Origin of the sequence: Aquitalea pelogenes (assembly GCF_001515305.1) — a bacterium.
GTDB classification, from domain to species: Bacteria; Pseudomonadota; Gammaproteobacteria; order Burkholderiales; family Chromobacteriaceae; genus Aquitalea; species Aquitalea pelogenes.
In genome coordinates this window covers 15,826-34,925 of record NZ_LNQV01000044.1, presented here as the reverse complement: position 1 = coordinate 34,925, position 19,100 = coordinate 15,826, and the positions used below count along the sequence as shown (strand labels likewise).

Annotated in this window: 14 protein-coding genes and 2 pseudogenes; 8 read left to right on the top strand and 8 right to left on the bottom strand. The window is 60.7% G+C overall.

What is annotated here, in order from left to right:
* Window positions 1-240 precede the first annotated feature (240 nt).
* The 4 genes from AWT75_RS16375 to AWT75_RS16360 all read left to right on the top strand — a co-directional run bounded on the left by AWT75_RS16375 (window position 241) and on the right by AWT75_RS16360 (window position 7,904).
* Entirely contained in the window at window positions 241-1,869 is a 1,629-nt protein-coding gene (locus tag AWT75_RS16375; RefSeq protein ID WP_197077268.1) for a mechanosensitive ion channel family protein, read from the top strand.
* A 178-nt stretch (window positions 1,870-2,047) separates the two neighbouring features.
* Complete coding sequence (locus AWT75_RS16370; RefSeq protein ID WP_082696164.1) at window positions 2,048-3,238, top strand: response regulator; 1,191 nt, start codon at window positions 2,048-2,050, stop codon at window positions 3,236-3,238.
* A gap of 39 nt (window positions 3,239-3,277) precedes the next feature.
* Window positions 3,278-4,024, top strand: a complete 747-nt coding sequence (locus AWT75_RS16365; RefSeq protein WP_062790542.1) for a response regulator — start codon at window positions 3,278-3,280, stop codon at window positions 4,022-4,024.
* A gap of 25 nt (window positions 4,025-4,049) precedes the next feature.
* Window positions 4,050-7,904, top strand: coding sequence for an ATP-binding protein (locus AWT75_RS16360; RefSeq protein WP_062790540.1), 3,855 nt, complete (start codon window positions 4,050-4,052; stop codon window positions 7,902-7,904).
* A gap of 6 nt (window positions 7,905-7,910) precedes the next feature.
* Here the strand turns inward: AWT75_RS16360 and AWT75_RS23590 are convergent, their stop codons facing one another.
* The 4 genes from AWT75_RS23590 to hemA form a co-directional block, all read right to left on the bottom strand.
* Window positions 7,911-8,267, bottom strand: coding sequence for a LysR substrate-binding domain-containing protein (locus AWT75_RS23590; RefSeq protein WP_161937768.1), 357 nt, complete (start codon window positions 8,265-8,267; stop codon window positions 7,911-7,913).
* The gene (locus AWT75_RS16350) at window positions 8,207-8,818 is read right to left on the bottom strand and encodes a LysR family transcriptional regulator (RefSeq protein ID WP_062790536.1); all 612 of its coding nucleotides are present in this window, start codon (window positions 8,816-8,818) and stop codon (window positions 8,207-8,209) included. The genes AWT75_RS23590 and AWT75_RS16350 overlap by 61 nt, the downstream gene beginning before the upstream one ends.
* 515 nt (window positions 8,819-9,333) lie before the next feature.
* On the bottom strand, window positions 9,334-10,410 hold the full coding sequence (prfA, locus tag AWT75_RS16345; RefSeq protein ID WP_045848436.1) for a peptide chain release factor 1: 1,077 nt from the start codon (window positions 10,408-10,410) through the stop codon (window positions 9,334-9,336).
* Complete coding sequence (gene hemA / locus AWT75_RS16340; protein ID WP_045848435.1) at window positions 10,410-11,663, bottom strand: glutamyl-tRNA reductase; 1,254 nt, start codon at window positions 11,661-11,663, stop codon at window positions 10,410-10,412. Before hemA ends, prfA begins: the two co-directional genes overlap by 1 nt.
* A 183-nt stretch (window positions 11,664-11,846) precedes the next feature.
* Between hemA and pdxH the strand changes: the two genes are divergently transcribed.
* Window positions 11,847-12,488 carry a pyridoxamine 5'-phosphate oxidase gene (gene pdxH, locus AWT75_RS16335; RefSeq protein WP_062790534.1) on the top strand — a complete coding sequence of 214 codons (642 nt, stop codon included), beginning with the start codon at window positions 11,847-11,849 and terminating at the stop codon, window positions 12,486-12,488.
* Between the two features lie 26 nt (window positions 12,489-12,514).
* On the opposite strand, the gene AWT75_RS16330 is transcribed toward pdxH, so the two are convergent.
* Entirely contained in the window at window positions 12,515-13,261 is a 747-nt protein-coding gene (locus AWT75_RS16330) for a LysR family transcriptional regulator (RefSeq protein WP_204377081.1), read from the bottom strand.
* 47 nt (window positions 13,262-13,308) lie between these two features.
* Window positions 13,309-13,422 (bottom strand): annotated as a pseudogene (locus tag AWT75_RS23880) (LysR family transcriptional regulator); the annotation flags it as partial.
* A gap of 145 nt (window positions 13,423-13,567) precedes the next feature.
* On the opposite strand from AWT75_RS23880, the gene speB reads away from it, so the two are divergent.
* From speB to AWT75_RS16315, 3 genes are all read left to right on the top strand, one after another.
* Window positions 13,568-14,524 (top strand): agmatinase, encoded by a 957-nt coding sequence (gene speB / locus AWT75_RS16325; protein ID WP_062790532.1) that lies wholly within the window; start codon window positions 13,568-13,570, stop codon window positions 14,522-14,524.
* A gap of 89 nt (window positions 14,525-14,613) precedes the next feature.
* The gene (locus AWT75_RS16320; RefSeq protein ID WP_062790530.1) at window positions 14,614-15,981 is read left to right on the top strand and encodes a sodium:solute symporter family protein; all 1,368 of its coding nucleotides are present in this window, start codon (window positions 14,614-14,616) and stop codon (window positions 15,979-15,981) included.
* A 76-nt stretch (window positions 15,982-16,057) separates the two neighbouring features.
* Window positions 16,058-16,984 (top strand): ABC transporter substrate-binding protein, encoded by a 927-nt coding sequence (locus AWT75_RS16315; protein ID WP_062790528.1) that lies wholly within the window; start codon window positions 16,058-16,060, stop codon window positions 16,982-16,984.
* 23 nt (window positions 16,985-17,007) lie between these two features.
* On the opposite strand, the gene fghA is transcribed toward AWT75_RS16315, so the two are convergent.
* Together fghA and AWT75_RS16305 are read right to left on the bottom strand one after the other, a co-directional pair.
* Window positions 17,008-17,841, bottom strand: coding sequence for an S-formylglutathione hydrolase (gene fghA / locus AWT75_RS16310; protein WP_193394096.1), 834 nt, complete (start codon window positions 17,839-17,841; stop codon window positions 17,008-17,010).
* 63 nt (window positions 17,842-17,904) lie between these two features.
* A pseudogene (locus tag AWT75_RS16305) lies at window positions 17,905-19,037 on the bottom strand (S-(hydroxymethyl)glutathione dehydrogenase/class III alcohol dehydrogenase).
* Between the last annotated feature and the right edge of the window lie 63 nt (window positions 19,038-19,100).

The window sequence follows — 19,100 nt, the reverse complement described above, 5'->3', positions numbered from 1 at the left end:
CGCCTTAGCGCCGATGATAGTGTGGCATTCGCCATGTGAAAGTAGGACACTGCCAGACTCCCCCTTCGAAGCCCAGCTCAACCGAGCTGGGCTTTGTGCATTCTGGCTCGGGTAACGAGTCCGTACTCTGCTCAGTCAGTCTCCACGATTGCATCGGCATGGCCGGTGATGACACGCCCCCCTTACCCGGCATCGCCAAACCGCTATGATTAAGGCCAGTCCAAGACTGGAGGATGCATTGTGTCTAGCCTGTTGTTGCGTGTGTTTGTGTTGTGCACCTTGTTGCTGAGCCATCCGCTGATGGCTGCGGAGCCGCGTCTGTCTCCCGATGCCTGGGAGCAGCAGCGCACCCTGGTTTTGGCCGGGCAACCGGTTTATCTGTTTCTGGGTAAGGAGGGTGAGCTGACCGCACCGCAACGTGTGGTGCGTGTGGAAGCGCGGATGCGTGGCCTGGAAGCGGCAGATGCTGAGTTTCCCGTACTGGCCACACCGTATGGCAGCGGTGCAAATACCGCTTACCGGATATCGGTGAACGGCAAGCCACTGTTCAATATCATCGCCGATGATCTGGACCCGGCTGATGGCCTGAGCCTGCAACAATCCGCCAGCAATGTGGTGGAACGGCTGAATCGATTACGGCGTAACTATTTGCAGGAGCATTCCTCCGGGGCGCTGGCCATCGCCTTTGGCTATGGTATTGCGGGCACAGTCGTTTTTGTTGGCTTGCTCTATCTGACGCTGCGTCTGCGTCGTCATGCCTTGCGGCGTTTGCCCTTGCACCCGGATAAGCTCCCTGGCTGGATTCGGGCGCGTGTTAGCTTGCGCGGTATGGTGTTGCGGGCCGAAGGCGGCATCATCAATCTGACCACCGCGCTTTGCATCCTGTTCCTGAGCTATCTGTGGCTGACCTGGTTGCTGGCCCGCTTTCCGTATACCTTGCCGTGGAGCCGCCGTTTGGGTGCATTCCTGTGGACGCTGGTGAGCGCATTGCTCGATAACGCGGCCGCGGCCATTCCCGGTTTGCTGACAGTCTCGCTGATATTCCTGTTTACCCGTTTATTGTCCCGTGGCTTGGGTCTGGTGTTCGGCATGGTCGAAAGTGGTCAGTTGCGCTTTCCCGGCCTGCATCCCGAAACCGCGGGTGCCACACGTCGCTTGCTGGGTGTGGTGCTGTGGTTGTTTGCATTGACCATTGCCTATCCTTATTTCCCGGGGGCGGATTCCGATGCCTTCAAAGGCATGAGTGTGTTCTTCGGCTTACTGGTGACACTGGGCTCGGCGGGCATCATGAATCATGCAATGAGTGGTCTGGTCCTGGTGTATTCCCGTGCTTTGCGCGCCGGAGATTATGTACGTATCGGCGATGTGGAGGGGTATGTGACCGAACTGAGTGCCTTGTCCACCAAGGTGATGACGCGACAGGAGCACGAGGTCACCCTGCCCAATGCCGTGGTGGTGGGCGGCAAGGTGGAGAATTACAGCCGGCCAAGCCAGGGGCGCGGGTTGGCCTTGACTACGGTGGTGTCGATTGGCTATGACACGCCATGGCGGCAAGTGCAGGCCATGCTGGAGCTGGCAGCGCACCGCACGCCGACCGTGGATGCAAGACAGCCCATCCTGGTCCGTCAGCTGAAGCTGCAGGATTTTTATGTCGAGTACGAGCTGCAGGTAAATATCCTGCCGGACACACTACCCGTCGATCTGTTTACCGCCCTGCACGGGCATATACAGGATGTGTTCAATGAGTTTGGCGTGCAGATCATGTCCCCGCACTTCCGTGCCCAGCCGGCACAGCCGGTGATCGTGCCGCCACGACATTGGTATGCCGCCCCGGCGACACCGCCCGAACCACCACAAGAAACGCGCTGACTAAAGGCAGGATGTGCGATTTACCTGGTAATTACTTTAATCTCATTCTGTTTTTATCAAGTATTGCCAGGGTAATGCTTGCTCCGGAGTGATGCGGGCTGCTATACCAATAGCGTAAACGCCCGCATTGCTACCGGCCTTGAAATCCGGTGGACATTGCATTCCTGAGGAGTCCGCAATGCCGCCACCCCTGAGATTATTGATCCTGGAAGACCAGGTCATCCTGCGCAAGCTGATCTCCCGTCAGACCGGCTTCTTCAGCCGGCAAGCCACGACTATCGACGAATTCAGCGACCCCGCCGAAGCCTTGCGTAGTGCAGCGGAAAACAGTTACGACCTGATCATCACCGATATCGGCATTCCCGGCATGAGCGGGATCGACTTCATCAAGAACCTGACGGCCATTGGTTGCCGGGCATCCTTGCTGATTATTTCCGGCTACGACAGTCGCATCCTGCATGCCATCGTGCGCATGGCGCGCAGTCAGGGCATGCCCAGTGTGCATTTCCTGTGCAAGCCATACAGCATTGACCAGTTCCTGCATCAGCTCAATGCGGTTTTTGCCGACATGGAGCAGCAGGCTGGCAGTACCGCGCTTGATCCGCAGCAGTTGTGGCATGACTGTGCTGCGGCACCACTGGCGCTGGAATTTCGCCCGGTACTGGATGATGAGCAGCGTCAGCTCCGGGCCATGCAGGTTGCTGCCTTGCAATTGCCAAGCGGTCTGTTGCCACTGGACGCCGGTTTTTATCGGCAACTGGCCAGTAGCCCACAGCTTCCGGTGCTGATTCTGGAAATGGTGATGGAGCGCCTGGTGCAGGTTCTGGTTGGTATTCCCCATTCGCTGCGTCAACACATACCGTTCTTGCTGCATCTGGATGTCAGCTGTCTGGCGCATGACAACGTGTTCGATCGCTATGCTGCCTTGTTGCGCCAGCACGGGCTGGTGCCAGGACAAATCGGATTTCTGCTGGCCGATGGCTTGCAGGCGCATCACTCTCCGGTATGCTATGAGAATATTGCCAAACTGAAATACTTTGGTTTCCATTTGCTTGCCGAGCAGTTGGGCGAGGGTGGGCTGACCGTTTGCAATCTGCTCGACTTGCCGCTGGATGGCGTGCGTGTTGCCGCCTCCACGATGCAGCAGTGGCCGCACCAGCAACAAAGCCTGCTGGCCTTGCTGCAATGCTGCGGATTGACCACCGCGCAACTGACCATCACGCATCTGGACAATGAAGCCGACCTTGCCGCAATCAATGCGCTGTCCGGCTGTCATGTCAGTGGCGAGCAAATTGCCCTGCAGTTGGGCATGGGCGAGCTATTCTCTTATCTGGAACAACAACAGACTGCTGGCACCATTCAGGGATAGACCAGCAGCGAAGATGTCATGACGTGCAAGGGGTGAATCATGTCGATTGAGCTGGAAAAGCTGAAAATACTGGTGGTGGACGATCAGTCGCTGGTCCGCACACTGGTCAGCCAGTCACTGCAAACCATGGGAATTCGTGCGGAGCACATTTCGCAAGCGCCGGATGGCAGCACGGCCATGCGTACGCTGGACATGCGCATGGTGGACCTGGTGCTGTGCGATGTGGAAATGAAGCCGATGAACGGCCTGGACCTGCTCAAGGAACTGCGTTGCGGCCATACCGCCAATGCATCCAACCTGCCCTTCATCATCCTGTCTGGCCATGCCGACCGCAGCAATGTCACGGTAGCGGTCAAATTGCACGCGGACGGCTTTGTCGTGAAGCCGCCAAAACCGGCGGATGTGGAAAAGGCGATCACTCAGGCCCTGAAGCGCGCACGGCCCGAGGTGGACCCGTTCAGCTATTACAGTGTTGATACCGGAACCGACTACGACAAAAAGGTGTTCCGTCGTCTGTTCGAGCCGCGCGCTGAAGATTTGCCCGCCGTGCAGGGGGAAATCGTGACGATACACAGTGCCAAGCCCGGCTCGGTACTGGCGGCAGACCTGCGCAGCAAGAGCGGGCATTTGCTGCTGCCACAGGGAGCAAGTATCTCGGCCAACCAACTGGCAGTATTGCGTAATTTCAGCGACCGTTACGGCGTACATCAGCTGGAAATCGAGACGTCTGACCAAACGCCGGTTGCGGATGCTGCGGCAACCGAACCATCCGGTCAGCAAGGCTAGGCCTTTGCGCCAGCAGGGGGGATGGATGGCCAGAATCAACAACAAGACCAGCCAGACGCTGTCCATCGGCAGAGCAGTCATTGCCATTGTCGTCTTGCTTGGGGTATTCCAGATCGGCTGGGTCACCCGCTTGCTGGCGGCGTCCTGGCAGCATTATCAGCAGGCGGTGGAGCTGGCCGACGTACATCAGATCAGCAGCAAGTTTTACACCGCGGCCGATCTGTTGCGGCGTGAGGCCATTCTTGGTCGTGGCCTGCTGTACCGTAACACCCCTCCCTACCCGAGTGAACGCAGCGCACTTGCCTTGTTGCGCATGCAGTCAGACAGCTGGATGCAACAGGCACTGGCGGCAGGTGAGCGTGACATTGTGGCTGAGCAGCGTGCCAAACTGGCCGATGTCGCATTGCAGCTGGAGAGTTTTCGCAGCTTGCGGCCAGAAGTCGACATGCGGATTGGCCCTGCCTGGGGGGCGGATGAAACGCTGGGTTATGGCGTGGAACTGTCTTCACGCCATTTGCAGGATGCCATCAACGATGTGCTGATTGGCATGAACGGGCAGATGAAATGGCATGCGCCCCCCGGCCTGTACATCATGATGGATATCGCCCAGAGCAGCTGGAATATCGGTCATGTCCTGCGTACCACCGCTTCCGCCCTATTGTTGCGCAGCGAGCGTGATGCCCCGTTGAGTGAAACCGAAGAGGGTGACCTGCAATCCCGGCTGGACCTGAGCAACCTGATGCTGCAACAGCTGCGGGCTGATGTGGCGCACACCCAGGACCAGGCCTTGCAGTCCAGCTTGCGGCGTGTATCTGACGTTGCCTTGCAGCTGCACATGCTCAACAAACAGCAACTGGCAGCCATGCAGGCGCACCAGAGCATTGCCGGCATGCAATCCGACATGCAGCAACTGCTGGCACAGGTGCAGCAGGAAAGCTGGAACCTGTTTGTACAGACCAACCGGCTGAGTGCCGCCCAGATCCAGCTTGCCCTTGAGGACTATCGCCGGCAGCTGATTCACGATGCCGTGCTGGGCCTGGCCATTCTGGCCCTGGGGCTGGTTCTGCTCTACAGCATGACCAAGCGGGTGCTCAAGCCGCTGAACCGCTTGCAGCGCATGCTGGATGCCGCTGGCGATGCCATCATGACCATCAACCAGCACGGTACGGTGCTGTCCGCCAATGCCGGTGCGCAGCGCCTGTTCGACAACGGACGGGAGATGCTGGAAGGGCGGCAGATCAGCCAGTTGCTCAGCTTGCCGCAGGAATTGGCTGATACCTTGCACCGGGTGAGTGAACTGGGCAGCCAGACGCTGCAAGGTGAAGGTATCAAGCTTAATCAGGAGCGCTTCTTTGCCGGCATCACGGTCAGCCTGTTCCGCAGCACGGATACCGACAAGGAATTCATGCTGATCGTGCGCGACGAACATCAGCGCCGTATCGCCGAACGTTCGCTGGAACACAACCTGAGCATGCTGTCCGCCATTTCCCATGTGGAAAACCTGATGCTCAGCCGTTGGCCGCGCAAGCAGGTGCTGGACCGTCTGCTGGACGAGTTCATCCGTTTCAGCAGCGCCGAACAGGGGTTCATGCTGGTGCTGGCCGAATTTCCGGACGACCGTTTCGAGATTCATCTGCAGGCCGGTAACTGGCCAGACACCCTGCCACCACTGGAAACCGTAGCGCACGAGCCAGAACCCCTGACCTGGCTATTGCAGCGCCTGGCCGAAATGCCGCCCTGGATTACCCTGCCGGTGTCCATGGATGACGATGTATCGGCCCTGATTTGCCTGCTGAAGCCGGATCTTGTCCTGCTGGGCAAGGGCATTCAGCCCTTGGTGGGTGCCTATGCCAACATTCTGGGCTTCTTTGATGAAGAAGACCGGCGCAAGTTGTCCGAATCGCAGTTGCGTTCGGTGCTGCAGGAAGAAGAGGCCATCTATTCCGCCTCACCCATTGGCTTGTTGCGGCTGAACGAGCAAATGCAGATCGTGCGTGCCAACCGCATGGCAGAGGACATTTTTGGCCGTGGCGGCAGCAGCCTGCCCGGCATGCACCTGATGGAGCTGCTGGCGTCCGACCAAAGCTGGTTCGACCTGACCAGCCAGCTCAACAATATGGTGCAGTACCAGAGCAAGCTGCGCTGCGAGCTGGAGTGCATCAATGCCGATGGCCGCCCTATCTGGGTGTTGTTTGAAGGCATGCTGCTGTTTCCGGATCGGCCGAATGAAGGCACCATCCTGGCCTGTCTGGACATTACCGAGAGCAAGCTGGCCGAGTTTGAACTGCGCATGGCGCGTGACCAGGCCAATGCGGCCAACCGGGCCAAGAGCTCTTTCCTGGCCACCATGAGCCACGAAATCCGCACCCCGATGAATGGTGTGCTGGGCATGCTGGAACTGCTGGCCATGACCCCGCTCAACCCGGAGCAGAAGGACAGCGTGGACACCATCCAGGAGTCCGCCCGCACCTTGTTGCGGCTGATTGATGACATTCTGGATTTCTCCAAGATCGAAGCGGACAAGCTGGAAGTGGTGCTCACTCCCACCGCGGTCAAACCGCTGCTGGAACAGGTGCGCACGCTGTATGCCGAAACCGCGGCGGCCAAGGGCCTGCAATTGAAGCTGGAAGTGGATGAACGCCTGGCACCAGCACTATTGCTCGATCCCTTGCGCCTGCGCCAGATCCTGCAGAACTTCGTCAGCAATGCCGTCAAGTTCACTGCCAACGGCGGCATCACCCTGCACGTGGAAGTGCTGGAGCAGGAGTTTTCCGCCCAGACCCTGCGCTTTGACATCATCGACACCGGGATAGGCATTTCGCCGGACAACCTGGCCCGGCTGTTCGAACCCTTTACCCAGGCCGAATCCGATACCAGTCGCCGCTTTGGCGGAACCGGGCTGGGTCTGGCCATCTGCCGGCGTCTGGCCGGGCTGATGGGTGGTCATGTGGAACTCGACAGCCAGCCGGGCCAGGGGACGCGTGCGTCCTTGCTGTTGGTGGCCAATATCGTCGATAGCCAGGAGCTGGCTGCCGGCGAGCTGGATGACGATGCCACCCGCACCACCCACGCCGCCGCACCGGAAACCGAGGACGGCGCGCATGGCCAGTACCTGCCCATCCTGTTTGCCGAGGACAATCCCACCAACCGCAAACTCACCTTGCGCCAGCTGGAAAAGCTGGGCTATACCGCCGAATGTGCGGAAGATGGTGCCCAGGCCTACGCCATGTGGCAGGCGGGGCGTTACAGCCTGCTGCTGACCGACTGCCACATGCCGGTGACCGATGGTTATGAACTGGCGCGGCTGATCCGTGCCTACGAGGCCGAGCATCCGGAGCGCGGCCGGCTGCCCATCATTGCCTGCACTGCCAATGCCGGGCAGGAAGAACTCAACAAGACCAGCGCGGCCGGGATGGATGATTTCCTGACCAAGCCACTGGCCATCAACATTCTGTCAGCCATGCTGAAAAAATGGCTGCACAACGCAGCGGAGAGCGTGATGGAACCCAGCAATGCAATGTCTTCTGCCAGTACCAGCTGCCCGGTGGACCGGTCTGTACTGGAGGTCTACAGCGATGGTGACATGGCGGTAGAGCTGGAAATACTGCATGACTTTGCCCAGGCCAATCAGGAAGACATGGACGTCTTGCGCCAGGCCGTGAACGCAGCCAATGCCGACCAGCTGGCGTGGGCGGCGCACCGTATCAAGGGTGCCAGCCGCATGGTGGGGGCCAATGACATGGGGAATGCGGCCGAGGCAGTGGAGAAGGCCGCCAAGACGGGGCAGGCAGCGTCGGCCATCGGGCTGGTGCCTGTGCTGGAGCAGGCGCTGGCCGCATTTGACAGCTGGCTGCAACAGCAGGACACCGCCAGCGTCTGAACCGTGCTACATGCTGCGGCTGATGGCCTCGCTGCGTTCCAGCGTGGCAATCAGCCAGTCGCGGAAAGCGCGGATCTTGGGTTGCTGGGCCATCTCGTGTGAGTACATCAGGTAATACGCCCACTCGGTTTCCAGCACGGTATCAAACGGAATCACCAGCCGTCCGCGCTGGATGTCATCGTTCACCATTGAAACCTGCGCCAGTGTCACGCCCATGCCTGCCGCCGCCGCATGCAACGCATATTCCAGCGCATCAAAGGTCACGCCGCTCTCCGGGTTGATATTGCTCACCCCGGCCAGTTTCAGCCAGCGATCCCATACATCCTGATCCCGCCAGGGATGCAGCAGGGTGTGGTATTGCAAATCCTCCGGGGTCGCAGCGGATGCGGCCCTACCAGCAAGGAAGGCGAGCAGACCGGCACCAGCTTTTCGCGGCAGATGCACTCGATGCGCATGTCGGTATACACCTCGGGACGCGGCATGCCGATGATGGCCAGGTCGTATTCGGCGCGGTTGAACGGCTTGTCGTGAATCAGCTGGGTAATCAGGTGCAGGGTGTATTCCGGATAGCGGGTCTGGAAGTCCGGCAGGTTGGGCAGCACCCAGCGCATGGCCGGGGTGGGCGGTATGCGCACCCGCAGCCCGCTTTGGCGCAGGCGCAGCATTTCGCTGGCCTCGTGCAGCAGCTGGAAGGCGTCACGCGCCGGCTTGACCAGGGCTTCACCCTCGGCGGTCAGCGCCAGGCCGCGTGCCTGGCGGATGAACAGACTGGTGCCATAAAACTCCTCCAGGGTTTGCACGTGCCGGCTCACGGCACCCTGCGTCAGGTGCAGGGCGTTGGCTGCGCGGGTAAAGGACAGGTGTTCGGCGGCGGCAACAAAGACCCGCAAGGCATTTAAGGGAGGCAGTTTCATCGGATTCATGCTGTTTATTCATGGCTGGCATGATTATAACTGCTTTGTCAGGCGAGCAGGGGCTGGTTATCCTTGTAGCTAGCCCGTTGATCTGTCAGGGCAAAGTGCAGCTTGTTTCACCTGAAGCATTTTATTTCAGCAAGTCGGCCATCCCGGCTTGTTTGTGCGACTGATGTGTTGTTTGCATGGCTGATATGCCCGGACACCGTCATCAGGCGCACGGTCGGTTTTTCTGCGGCAAGCAGCCAGCTTGTCGGTAATCACGCTTTCCACCATCTCCACGTTGGGAACGGTCGGGTCCTGCCTCTGTGACCCGGCCGATTTTTTTTGTCTGCCATTTGGTACGGCTGGCAAGCGGGCAAGAAAAAAGGCCACTTGCGTGGCCTCAAGATTCGGAGAAAAAGCACCGGGGGCAATGCCCTGTGCTCCCTGTTGCCAGGGGGCTGCTTTTTCGGGTTCCGAGTGTACAACGATGTGCCGGCTGGGGCAAACCGCATGATGGGCAATTCCGGGTGTCAGTCGCCCAGTGCAGCCAGCAGCTCGGTTTGCTGTTCGGCAATCAGCGCGTCGGTCAGTTCGACCAGATCACCATCCATCACGTAATCCAGCTTGTACAGCGTCAGATTGATACGGTGGTCGGTAATGCGGCCTTGCGGATAGTTGTAGGTGCGGATGCGCTCGGAGCGGTCGCCGGAGCCGATCAGGCTCTTGCGCTCAGCTGCTTCCTTCTGCTGCTGCTCGCGGCGCTGGATGTCATTGATGCGCGCTGCCAGTACCTGCATGGCGCTGGCCTTGTTGGCATGCTGCGAACGGCCATCCTGACACTCCGCCACAATGCCGGTGGGCAGGTGGGTGATACGGACTGCGGAGTCGGTCTTGTTGATGTGCTGGCCACCGGCACCGCTGGCGCGGAAGGTGTCGATGCGCAGGTCGGCCGGGTTCAGCACCACATCCACCAGTTCGTCCGCTTCGGCCATCACTGCCACGGTGCAGGCCGAGGTATGGATGCGGCCCTGGGTTTCGGTGGCGGGAACGCGCTGCACGCGGTGACCGCCGGATTCGAATTTCAGCTTGGAGTAAGCACCGAAGCCGATGATGCGGACAATGGCTTCCTTGTAGCCGCCCAGGTCCGACTCGCTGGCAGAGACGATTTCCACCTGCCAGCGGTTGCGTTCGGCAAAACGGGTGTACATGCGCAGCAGGTCGGCAGCAAACAATGCGGCTTCGTCGCCGCCGGTGCCGGCGCGGATTTCCAGAAAGATGTTCTTTTCGTCGTTGGGGTCTTTGGGCAGCAGCAGTTTTTGCAGCTCCAGCTCCAGCGCGGCCAGCTTGTCCCGACCTTCGTCGATTTCCAGCTGGGCAAATTCCTTCATGTCCGGATCGGACAGCATTTCACCTGCGGTGGCGATATCGTTTTCGCACTGCTGGTATTGCTGGAAGGTTTCCACGACCGGGGTCAGCTCGGCGTGTTCACGGGTCAGTTTGCGGAACTGATCCATATCGGCAGTGGCCGATTCGCTGGCCAGAAGATGGGTGACTTCTTCCAGACGATCGGCCAACTGCGACAGTTTTGTCGCAATCGACGGTTTCATTACGACTCCGGGTGTAAGCGGTACAGGCGGGCGATGGTTTCCACCACGGCCGCATGCTCCGCGCCGCTGCCCGAGGACAAGGCCTGGGTGGGCGGGTGCATCAGTTTGTTAGTGAGTTGCAACGACAGGCTTTCCAGCACCTTTTCCGGTTCCGTGCCCTTGGCCAGCTGCTTGAGTGCAGCCTCCAGCGCATGGCGGCGCGTGCGCTCGGCTTCATCGCGCAGGGCGCGGATCAGCGGTACGGTTTCGCGCTTCTTCAGCCAGTCGTTGAATTCGGCCACGCGGGCCTGGATGATGGATTCGGCTTCTTCCGCCGCGCTCTGGCGGGCTTCCTTGCCGACTTCCACGATGCTGGCAATGTCGTCCACCGTGTACAGGTAGACATCATTCAGCTTGCCGACTTCGATTTCGATATCGCGCGGCACCGCCAGGTCCAGCATGAAGATGGGGCGGTGGCGGCGTGCCTTGAGCGCGCGCTCCACCAGGCCCTTGCCCACCAAGGGCAGCTGGCTGGCGGTGGAGGTGACCACCACATCGTAGCGGTGCAACACGTCGGGCAGCTCGGACAGGGTGATGGCATTGCCACCAAACTGCTCGGCCAGTTTCTGCCCCCGCTCCAGTGTGCGGTTGGCAATGGTGATACAGGAGGGTTCGCGGGCGGCAAAGTGGGTGGCCACCAGTTCGATCATCTCCCCGGCGCCGATGAACAGGATGTTCAGTTCGCCAATGGTGGGGAAGATCTGCTCGGCCAGCTTCACCGCTGCAGCGGACATGGATACCGAACTGGAACCCACCGCCGTGCTGCTGCGTACTTCCTTGGCCACGGCAAAGGTACGCTGGAACAGGCCGTTGAGCAGCGAACCCAGCGTGCCGACATTTTCTGCCGTCCGTACTGCATCTTTCAGCTGGCCCAGGATCTGGGTTTCACCCAGCACCATGGAATCCAGGCCCGAGGCCACGCGGAAAGCATGGCGTGCCGCGCTGCTGGCATCCAGCTGGTACAGGTAGGGGCGCAGTTCTTCCACCGGCAGGCCATGGTATTGCGACAGCCATTGCAAGGCCTGCTCCGGATTATTGCTGTTGCAGTAGATTTCCGTGCGGTTGCAGGTGGAAACAATGGCCGCCTCACGTGCCGCCTGCGAGCCGACCAGGCTTTCCAGTGCGTTGGGCAGCACCTCGGCCGGGAAGGCAAGCTTCTCGCGCACCGATAGCGGAGCTGTGTGGTGATTCAGGCCAAAGGCAACCAGATGCATGGGCGGAACAGGGCTGCAGGGGAAAGGCCATATTCTAGCCTAAGTTAATCGTCAACGTCCCCAATTCCGGGGCTTTGCGGTGCAAATGCCACGCAGCGGCGCACATTCTTCCACGGTGTGGATGGCTACCCGCCGGGTCGTCTTCTGTCTTAACATGGCGGCATACTGAAACAGGAGAGCGATATGTCGCTGAATCTTGCCGATATCCGCCAGGATTATTCGAAGAAAGAACTGTCCCCGGACGACTGCCTGCCCGATGCCATCGCACAGTTCGAAGTATGGCTGAACGAGGCTATGACCGCGCAGGTCCACGAACCCACTGCGATGAACGTGGCGACAGTCGGTGCCGATGGCCGCCCCACTGCACGCATCGTGCTGCTCAAGGGCGTGGAAAACGGCCAGCTGGTGTTCTACACCAACTATCTCAGCCGCAAGGGTCAGCAGCTGGCGGACAATCCCTTTGTTTCCATTACCTTTTTCTGGCCAGAACTGGAACGCCAGGTGCGCGTGGAAGGCCGGGTGCAGCAAGTGGCACCGGAAGTGTCTGACGCTTATTTTGCCAGCCGTCCCTATACCAGCCGGCTGGGTGCCTGGGCCAGCGAACAGAGCACCGAGATCAGCTCCAAGAACGTGCTGGTAAGCCGTGCCGCCATGTTTGGCGTCAAGCATCCGCTGCATGTACCGCGCCCGCCGCACTGGGGTGGTTATGCGGTGATTCCCGACCGGGTGGAGTTCTGGCAGGGCCGCCCCAGCCGACTGCACGACCGCGTGGTCTACCTGCTGCAAGCCGATGCCAGCTGGCAACGGGTGCGACTGGCGCCCTGATACGGCCAGTAGTCGGGCCAAAGTGTTTAGCTGGCAGGTAACTGGTGTGCCGCCAGCAAATCCTGGGTGAAGGCGCGGACCACCTCGCTTTGCCTGGCGTTTTGCCGTGTCACCAGGTGAAAAGTGGGGTGGTAACACAGCTGCGCCGCATTGAGTGCCCGCAGCATGCCCTGTTCCACCATGGGGCGGGCGAAGTGCTCCGGCAGAAAACCGAGGTGATGGCCGGACAGAATCAGCACGGCCATGGCTTCCATATTGTCGGCGCGCGCGGTGACGCGCCAGTTTTCCACCGGTAGCGGGATGTCTGGCAGCGGATAGCTGCGCCACGCCCAGTCATGCCGGGCGGCTTCTTCCACCGATATATTCCCCGCCTGCAAGAACAACGGGTGCTCCTGGCCGCAATAAGCCAGCTGGTGTTCGGTAAACAGGGGCAGGTATTGCAGGCTGGGCGCGCGGTGCCAGAAATAGCCGATGCCCAGATGGATGTCGCCGTTGATCAGTGCTTCTTCCAGTGTGCCGGGCGGCAGCATGGATAACATCAGCTCGACCGACTCTTCGCGTTGACGGAAGCGGCGAATGGTTTCCGACAGGCGGGCATGGGCGCGCATGGTGGTGTGCCCCACCACGCCTATGCGCAACTGTCCTACCAGTTTGCGCTCCAGCTGGCGTGCTTCCACGCAGAAAGCCTCGGCGGCATCCAGCAGATGACGGCTGGCATTGAGCAGCTGGCTACCCTTGGCGGTAAGGGCAAAGCCGGCGCGCCACGCTCGCACAGGCGATAACCCAGCCGGGTTTCAAGCGCGGCCAGCTGGTTGCTGATGGTGGACTGGCTGACGTTAAGGGTGGACTGGGCAGCTGAAATGCCACCAGCATCGACAACGGCACGAAAAACCCTGATAAGGCGTAAATCAAGGCTGGACAGGGTATTGAGCATGGTTTTCCCCAGGTACTGGCGGTGAGTCAGGCCTGTCATTACACACATTCAGATTTATCAATGTAAACAGTGGAATACGGTGATTTTTCCCAAGTTGCCGCCTGAATAGACTGAGCTTCCCTCAACCTCAGTTTCAGGAGTCAGCATGCCTATCACTGAATACAATCAGCCCTTGGGTGGCAATGCCATGCCACGGTTTGGCGGCATTGCCACCATGATGCGCCTGCCCAAGGCCGACACTGCCGCCGGGCTGGATGCCGTGTTTGTCGGCCTGCCGCTGGACATCGGCACCTCCAACCGTAGCGGCACCCGTTTTGGCCCGCGTGAAATCCGTAATGAATCGGTCCTGCTGCGTCCCTACAACATGGGCACCGGTGCCGCGCCCTTCGACACCCTGCAAGTGGCTGATATCGGTGATATCGCCACCAACCCCTACAACCTGCTGGACAGCGTGGCGCGCATCGAAGCCGGCTACCGTGAGTTGTTGCAGCATGAGGTGATTCCGCTGGGCCTGGGCGGCGATCACACCGTCACCCTGCCCATCCTGCGCGCCATCGCGGCCAAGCATGGCCCGGTGGGGCTGATTCATGTCGATGCCCATGCCGACATCAACGACGAAATGTTTGGCGAAAAGATTGCCCACGGCACCACCTTCCGCCGTGCGCAGGAAGAAGGACTGCTGGCGCAAGGACGCGTGGTACAGATCGGCCTGCGTGGCAGCGGCTATGCGGCCGAGGATTTCGACTGGGCACGCCGTCAGGGTTTTCGCGTGGTACCGGCGGAAGAGTGCTGGAACCGTTCCTTGCAACCGCTGATGCAGGAAGTGCGCCAGCAACTGGGTGGCGGGCCGGTATACCTGAGTTTTGACATCGACGGCATCGACCCGGCTTTTGCACCCGGCACCGGTACGCCGGAAGTGGCCGGACTGACTTCGGTCCAGGCGCTGGAAATCGTGCGTGGCTGTCACGGCCTGAATCTGGTGGGCTGTGATCTGGTTGAAGTCTCCCCTCCTTACGACACCACCGGCAATACCGCCTTGCTGGGAGCCAATCTCTTGTTCGAGATGCTGTGCGTGCTGCCCGGCGTCACTTTCCGGCGCTAGACCGCCATCAGGCTGCCGCAGAGCAGCCCAATACATTCCGTTTGAACCGCCAATACATTGCCACTAGGGCAGATTGAAGGAGAGCAACCATGGGACTCGATATCTTTGTCGTGTTCGTTTATATCGCCAGCATGTTATTGCTGGGCTGGCTGGGCATGCGCCGCGCCACCAGCCGGGAAGAATTCCTGGTAGCCGGGCGTAATCTGGGGCCGGGTTTTTACATGGGCACCATGGCCGCCACGGTGCTGGGTGGGGCCTCCACCGTGGGTACGGTAAAGCTGGGCTATGTGTACGGCATTTCCGGTTTCTGGCTGTGTGCAGCGCTGGGCTGCGGCATTCTGGTGCTGAACCTGTTTCTGGCCAAACCCCTGCTGAAACTGAAGGTGTTTACCGTCACCCAGATCCTGGAGCGCCGCTACAACACCGTGGCACGGCGGACCAGCGCGCTGGTGATGCTGCTGTATGCCGTCATGCTCTGTGTCACTTCGGTGCTGGCCATTGCCACGGTGATGCAGGTGCTGTTCACCCTGCCGTTCTGGCTGGCGGTCGTGATCGGCGGTGGCGTGGTGGTGGTGTACTCGACCATCGGCGGTATGTGGTCGCTGACCCTGACCGACATCGTGCAGTTCCTGATCAAGACCATCGGGCTGATGTTCATCCTGCTGCCGATCTGCCTGCACCGCGTGGGTGGCTGGGAGCAATTGCAGGCCAAGCTGCCCGCTTCCTATTTCAGCTTTACCAGCATTGGTGGCGACACCATCCTCACCTATTTTGTCATTTACTTCTTCGGCATCCTGATTGGCCAGGATATCTGGCAGCGGGTGTTTACCGCGCGCAGTGACGGCGTGGCGCGCTATGCCGGCACCGTTGCCGGGCTGTACTGCATTGTGTACGGGCTGGTGTGTGCGGCCATCGGTATGGCTACCAAGGTATTGCTGCCGGACCTGGCCGTCCCGGCCAATGCCTTCGCCGCCATGGTGAAGGACGGCCTGCCTGATGGCATCCGCGGTCTGGTGATTGCCGCCGCGCTGGCGGCCATGATGTCCACGGCCAGTGCCGCCTTGCTGGCCGCCTCCACCACGCTGAGCGAAGACCTGATCGTCAGCGACCGGGGTGGCTTGTGGCTAAACCGCATTCTGACCTTGCTGGTGGGGGGCGTGGTGCTGCTGCTGGCCATGGTGGTGCATGACGTGCTCACCGCCTTGACCCTGGCTTACAACCTGCTGGTGGCAGGCATGCTGGTGCCCTTGCTGGGCGCGATATTCTGGCCGCGTGCCACCACTGCCGGGGCGATTGTCAGCATGGTGCTGGGCTGTGGTACGGCCATTCTGGCGATGCTGAGTTATGGGCTGGATTCCAACCTGCCCATCTACCAGAGCCTGGTCGTGGCCCTGCTCAGCTTTGTCCTGGTCAGCCTGATGACCGCACGCGGCAGTCAGGTGGCTGCCCGCCTGTAAGCGGCGCTGCTTCTTTCGGCAAGTACAAGGCCGCTGCCCGCTGGGGTAGCGGCCATTTCCATGAAAGGTTTTCACCATGCGAAACCAGCAGGATCAGCTTGCAGCCGGCATGCAGGCGCTGACGGTATGCGTGTTTGATGGTGGTTGGAATCTGCCCTTGTGGGCAGCACAGCAGCAGGGTTTTTTTGCGGCCAACGGACTGGCCATCACGCTGGAATACACCGCCAGTTCTCGCCAGATCATTGCAGGCTTTCTGGATGGCCGTTACCCGGTGGTGCTGTTGAGTGCGGACAATATTATTGCTTACCAGCAGAACCGGGCCGAGCTGCCGGTACCGGGCGAACCCGATGCCGTGATGTTCATGGGCGGGGATGACGGCCTGCTCAGTCTGGTCGCCGCTCCGGGAATCTCCAGTATGGCCGGACTTGGCCAGCGCATTATCGGGGTGGATGCACCCGACACCGGTTTTGCCCTGGTGCTGTATGCCTTGCTGGAGCAGGCCGGCCTCAGCCGTGGCGAGGTGACCATTGCTTCGCTTGGCAGTACCGAAGAGCGCTACCAGGCCTTGCTGGCGGGGCGGTGCCAGGCCTCGCTGTTACGTACGCCGTATGAGCTGATGGCGGTAGCGCAAGGCTGTCGGGTATTGGCGCAGACGGCAGACATCCTGCCGCATTATCAAGGCACGGTGGGCGCCGTGCACCAGCACTGGGCAGACAGCCATCCGGCCCAGCTGGCGGGATTTCTGGCGGCCTACCGTGCCGCACTGGACTGGTGTGGGCAGCAGGCCGATGCCGCCACCACCCTGTTGCAGCAGAATATTGCCGGACTGGGCCGCCAGGCAGCCGGGCAGGCTTATGCGCGGCTGATGGACCCCCGGCGCGGCTTGCGCCGTGATCTGCAAATAGACCGCATCGGCATGGACGCGGTACAGGATTTACGTCTGCGTTATCTGCCCGGCGCAGCCGGACAGGAGGCCCGACTGCGCTATCTGGATGGCTGCTGACATCCTCTGGGCTGGACTGCGATTCAGCCCAGCAGATGTTCTGCGTGAAAGCGCAGCTGTGCTTCGATCAGGCTGGCGATGAAGTAATAGCTGTGGTCGTAGCCCTGATGGCGGTGCAACTGCAAGGCATGGCCGGCGCTGCGGGCGGCTGCTTCCAGTGCATCCGGCTTCAGCTGGTTTTCCAGAAAGGCATCGGCCAGGCCGATATCCACCCGCAGCGGCGGTATCTGCGGTACCTGGCCCAGCAAATGGCAGGCATCCCACTCCAGCCATTGCTGACGGTCTTCACCCAGATAGGCGGCAAAGGCCTTCTGACCCCACGGCACATTCACCGGGTTGGCAATCGGGCTGAAGGCCGATACCGATACATAATCCTGCGGTCGCTTGAGTGCGCAGACCAGCGCACCGTGCCCGCCCATGGAATGACCGGCAATGGCACGGCGCGGGCTGACCGGGAAGTGCGCTTCGATCAGCGCCGGCAGTTCGCGGCTGACATAGTCGTACATCCGGTAATGGCGGTTCCACGGTGCCTGGGTGGCATTGAGGTAAAAGCCCGCGCCCTGGCCCAGGTCGTAGGCGGGGTCGTCCGCCACCTCCTCGCCGCGCGGACTGGTGTCCGGTGCCACGATGGCAATGCCCAGTTCGGCGGCAATACGCTGCGCGCCGGCTTTCTGCATGAAGTTTTCGTCAGTGCAGGTCAGGCCGGACAGCCAGTACAGCACCGGCACCTTGTCGCCCTGTGCCGCTTGCGGCGGCAGGTAGATGGCAAAGCGCATGCGGCAGGCCAGTACCGCCGAATCGTGCAGATACTGCTTGTGCCAGCCACCGAAGCAGCGGTTGCTGCTGATGTTTTCCAGATTCATTTCCGTCTCCCGGGAACAAGCCGGGCCGGCAACAGCTGCGGCCCGGCAGCACGGCGTTTAGTCCTTGCCGTAATGAATGACGGAACGAATGCTCTTGCCCTCATGCATCAGCTCGAAGGCGGTGTTCACTTCTTCCAGCGGCATGGTGTGGGTGATGAAGTCGTCCAGGCGGAATTCGCCCTTCAGGTAGCGTTCCACATAGGTGGGCAGTTCGGAGCGGCCACGCACGCCGCCAAAGGCCGAGCCGCGCCATACCCGGCCGGTCACCAGCTGGAAGGGACGGGTGGAGATTTCCTGACCGGCACCGGCCACGCCGATGATCACCGACTCGCCCCAGCCCTTGTGGCAGCATTCCAGCGCCGAGCGCATCACATTGACGTTGCCGATGCACTCGAAGGAGAAGTCCACGCCGCCGTCGGTCATTTCCACAATCACGTCCTGAATCGGCTTGTCGAACAGTGTGGGATTGATGCAGTCGGTGGCCCCCAGTTTTTTCGCCAGCTCGAACTTGCTCTCGTTGATGTCGATGCCGATGATGCGGCTGGCCCCGGCCATGCGCGCACCGATGATGGCCGACAGGCCGATGCCGCCCAGGCCGAAGATGGCCACGGTATCGCCCGCCTTCACCTTGGCAGTGTTCACCACCGCACCCATGCCGGTGGTGACGCCACAACCCAGCAGGCACACTTCTTCCAGCGGCGCGGCCTTGTTTACCTTGGCCAGCGAGATTTCCGGCAGCACGGTGTATTCGGCAAAGGTGGAAGTGCCCATGTAGTGGTAGATGGGCTGGCCGTCCTTGGAGAAGCGCGTGGTGCCGTCCGGCATCAGGCCCTTGCCCTGGGTGGCGCGGATTTTCTGGCACAGATTGGTCTTGCCGGACTTGCAGAACTTGCATTCGCCACATTCCGGCGTGTACAGCGGAATCACATGGTCGCCCACCGCCACGCTGGTGACGCCTTCGCCCACCGACTCCACAATGCCGCCGCCTTCATGGCCCAGGATGCAGGGGAAAATGCCTTCCGGGTCGGCCCCGGACAGGGTGTAGGCATCGGTATGGCACACGCCGTGGCCACCAGCTTCACCCGTACTTCACCCGCCTTGGGCGGGGCCACTTCCACTTCCTCGATGGACAGCGGCTGACCGGCAGCCCAGGCAACGGCGGCCTTGCACTTGATGATGTCTTGACTCATGGCGATCTCCTGACGGGGTAATCCGCCCGCAATGGTATGCGTTGTGCGCGGGGCGGTTGGGTG

Excerpts from the sequence above, each read along its gene's own strand:
- AWT75_RS16360 (WP_062790540.1), top strand. The coding sequence starts at position 4,050 with ATGGCCAGAATCAACAACAAGACCAGCCAGACGCTGTCCATCGGCAGA.
- AWT75_RS16320 (WP_062790530.1), top strand. The coding sequence starts at position 14,614 with ATGGGACTCGATATCTTTGTCGTGTTCGTTTATATCGCCAGCATGTTA.
- hemA (WP_045848435.1), bottom strand. The coding sequence starts at position 11,663 with ATGCATCTGGTTGCCTTTGGCCTGAATCACCACACAGCTCCGCTATCG.
- prfA (WP_045848436.1), bottom strand. The coding sequence starts at position 10,410 with ATGAAACCGTCGATTGCGACAAAACTGTCGCAGTTGGCCGATCGTCTG.
- AWT75_RS16365 (WP_062790542.1), top strand. The coding sequence starts at position 3,278 with ATGTCGATTGAGCTGGAAAAGCTGAAAATACTGGTGGTGGACGATCAG.
- AWT75_RS16370 (WP_082696164.1), top strand. The coding sequence starts at position 2,048 with ATGCCGCCACCCCTGAGATTATTGATCCTGGAAGACCAGGTCATCCTG.
- AWT75_RS16350 (WP_062790536.1), bottom strand. The coding sequence starts at position 8,818 with ATGAAACTGCCTCCCTTAAATGCCTTGCGGGTCTTTGTTGCCGCCGCC.
- pdxH (WP_062790534.1), top strand. The coding sequence starts at position 11,847 with ATGTCGCTGAATCTTGCCGATATCCGCCAGGATTATTCGAAGAAAGAA.
- speB (WP_062790532.1), top strand. The coding sequence starts at position 13,568 with ATGCCTATCACTGAATACAATCAGCCCTTGGGTGGCAATGCCATGCCA.
- AWT75_RS16315 (WP_062790528.1), top strand. The coding sequence starts at position 16,058 with ATGCGAAACCAGCAGGATCAGCTTGCAGCCGGCATGCAGGCGCTGACG.